Origin of the sequence: Saccharomonospora halophila 8 (assembly GCF_000383775.1) — a bacterium.
GTDB classification, from domain to species: Bacteria; Actinomycetota; Actinomycetes; order Mycobacteriales; family Pseudonocardiaceae; genus Saccharomonospora; species Saccharomonospora halophila.
In genome coordinates, this window is sequence record NZ_KB912529.1 from 1 (window position 1) to 2,885 (window position 2,885).

4 protein-coding genes are annotated in these 2,885 nt (G+C 71.9%); all 4 read left to right on the plus strand.

The window, feature by feature from the left end; all coding sequences use genetic code 11:
- Positions 1 to 214: 214 nt before the first annotated feature.
- Positions 215 to 892, plus strand: a complete 678-nt coding sequence (locus tag SACHA_RS0109270; protein ID WP_019809143.1) for a TIGR00266 family protein — start codon at positions 215 to 217, stop codon at positions 890 to 892.
- A gap of 3 nt (positions 893 to 895) precedes the next feature.
- Positions 896 to 1,483, plus strand: coding sequence for an AIM24 family protein (locus SACHA_RS0109275; protein ID WP_019809145.1), 588 nt, complete (start codon positions 896 to 898; stop codon positions 1,481 to 1,483).
- A gap of 133 nt (positions 1,484 to 1,616) precedes the next feature.
- On the plus strand, positions 1,617 to 1,823 hold the full coding sequence (locus SACHA_RS0109280) for a cold-shock protein (protein ID WP_007027091.1): 207 nt from the start codon (positions 1,617 to 1,619) through the stop codon (positions 1,821 to 1,823).
- A 145-nt stretch (positions 1,824 to 1,968) separates the two neighbouring features.
- On the plus strand, positions 1,969 to 2,885 hold a 917-nt coding region (locus SACHA_RS21225; RefSeq protein ID WP_157601645.1), incomplete at its 3' end, for a serine/threonine-protein kinase.

The following is a 2,885-nucleotide window of genomic DNA, read 5'->3' on the forward strand; positions in this document are numbered from 1 at the left end:
GGCAGCGCCACCCCCGCCCGCACGTCCGTGGCGAGCACGAGCCCGGCGCAGTCGGCCGTCGGGCGGTGCCCGACCGGCCGGACGCCGAGCAGGTCGGTGACGGCGGCACGGTGCTGTTCGACGGAGATCACGTGCACCATCCTCCCGCCCCGGGCCGGTCGTGCCAAACTCATGGCGCCGCAACATCGGGATCGAGAAAACAGGGGGAGTCCGGGTGCAGGTCCAGATGCGTCACCAGCCGTCGTTCACGGTGGCCCGACTCGCGCTCGCACCGCAGGAACCCGTCCAGGTCGAGGCGGGCGGGATGGTCGCGACCAGCTACGGCGTCCACCTGCAGTCCCAGTCGCAGGGTGGGCTGATGAAGGGACTCGGACGGGCGGTCCTCGGCGGGGAGTCGCTGTTCGTGTCGACCTTCACCGCGCCCCCGAACGGCGGGTGGGTGGACGTCGCCCCCGGGCTGCCCGGCGACGTCCGGATCGTCGAGATGGACGGCCGCGCGGGTTGGTGTGTCACCAACGGGTCCTGGCTGGCCAACTCGCACGGCATCACGCTCGACACGAAATGGGGCGGATTCGGCAACCTGTTCGGGGGAGAGGGTGGCTTCCTGTCCCACGCCACCGGGCAGGGACAGCTGGTGGTGGCCTGCTACGGGGCGATGGACCTGGTGACCCTGCAGCAGGGTGAGATGATCACCGTCGACGCCGGGCACGTCGTCGCCTACGCCGACACCGTGCAGCACCAGACCCGCAGGATCTCCTCCGGCATGGTGCAGTCGCTCAAGAGCGGTGAGGGCCTGGTCTTCGACTTCGCGGGGCCCGGCCAGGTGCTGACGCAGACCCGGGACCCGTCCGCGTTGCTGGCCTGGCTGGTGGCGAGGATGCCGAGCCGGTAGCCGATGCGGGTCCTCACACGCCACACGCCCACGTCCGGGGTGGCCCGGGTCGTGCTCGCCGCGGGGGAGGCTGTCGAGGCCCCCGCGGACTCGCTGCTCGCGGCGAGCTACGGAATCGCGGACACCCGGGAGGGAAAGTGGTCGTCCGTGTTCACCGCGCCCGCCCGGGGCGGCTGGGTGGATCTCGCACCCGAGGTGGCCGGGGACGTCCACCCGCTCGAACTGGACGGGCGGACCGGCTGGTCGGTCGCCCGGGACGCGGTGCTCGCGCGACCGGTGACGGTCCGACAGGACCACCCGTGGCCCGCGCTGCGGACGCTGTTCGGCAACGACTCCGGTTTCCTCCGGCACTACAGCGGGGCCGGCCCGCTGGTGCTGGCGGCACGCGGACCGGTGGATCCCCTGAAGGTCGAACCGGCGGAGATCATCACGGTGAATCCGCTGTTCCTGCTCGCGTACCCGGACGGCGCCGAGGTCCGGCTGCGGGCGGTCGACCCCGCCCGGCCGCAGTCCGTGCGCACCGGTGCGGGGCTGGCGCTGGACGTCGCCGGACCGGCGACGGTGCTGGTACAGACGCGCAGACGTCCGTGACGCCCGTCGCGGTCGGGCCGAGATTCCCGCGAATTGACCATTGCCTCCGTGTGTTTCTCCGGTAGCGTGATCGACGCTTTGAGAACGCGGCAGGCGGCGCTCTGGCGCGTTGGTTTGTCACAAGGAGGACGCCGTGGCAGTCGGCACGGTCAAATGGTTCAACGCGGAAAAGGGCTACGGGTTCATCTCCTCCCCCGAGGGGCCCGATGTCTTCGTACACTACTCCGCCATCCAGGCGGAGGGTTTCCGCACCCTCGACGAGGGTGACCGGGTGGAGTTCGAGATCACCGCGGGGCGGGACGGTCGCAGCCAGGCCGCGGACGTCCGCAAGATGTCGTAGCGGACCGGACGGCGCCGGCGCCCGCGGACGTCGCGGGTCGACGGGCGACGCCGGCGCCGTCCGTTCCCGGTACGTCCGCGCCGTCCCGCCGGGCCGGATGCGGACACGTCACGTCCCGGTACCGCGCGGACGTTAGGCTTCGACCGTGGCAGGCGAGGTGTCGGCCGACCTCACGGGGCGGCGGCTGGGCAACTACCGGATCGACGGGGTGCTCGGCCAGGGTGGCATGAGCGTGATGTACCGGGCCACGGACGTGCGGCTGGGACGCAAGGTGGCCTTGAAGGTCATCGGTGAGCACCTCGGGGCCGACGCCGAGTTCCGCGAACGGTTCGTCGACGAGGCGCGGAACACCTCGGCGATCGACCACCCGAACATCGTGCCGCTGTACGACTTCGGCGAGCTCGACGACATGCTCTACATCGCGATGCGGTTGGTCGACGGCTCGGACCTGGCCAGCCTCATCGCGGACGGCGGGATGGGGCCGCAGCGTGCCGTCGGACTGCTCGACCAGGTCGCCGACGCGCTGGACACCCTGCACGAACGCGGTCTGGTCCACCTCGACGTCAAACCGGCGAACGTGTTGGTGACCAGCAAGGAGGCGGTCCGCGAGCACGTCTACATCGCCGACTTCGGGCTCACCCGCCGGGGCACCACGGGACACCGCACCCGGGCGGGCGACTTCCTCGGCTCCCCCACCTACGCCGCGCCGGAGCATCTGCGGGGCGAACCACTGGACGGCCGGACCGACCAGTACGCGCTCGGGTGCATGCTCTACGCCTGTCTGACCGGGAAGCCGCCGTTCACCGGCGATGTGGAGGCCGTGATCAAGGGCCACCTCGGCGGGGAGGTTCCCTCGGTCCGCGCGGTGGCCGGGGTGCCCGCCGCGATCAACGACGTGGTGCGCACGGGGATGGCCAAGGACCCCGACGCGCGGTACGGAAGCTGTGTCGAACTGATCGCGGCCGCCCGCGCCGTGCTCGCCGGGGAGGAGTCCCGTTCCCCGGGGGCGCCGCCTCCACCGGGCCCGTCCGGCCCGGTACCGGGAGCACCCGCGACCCCGCC

Bases quoted from the DNA above. Each gene is read 5' to 3' on its own strand.
- SACHA_RS0109275 (WP_019809145.1), top strand. From the start codon at position 896: ATGCGGGTCCTCACACGCCACACGCCCACGTCCGGGGTGGCCCGGGTC.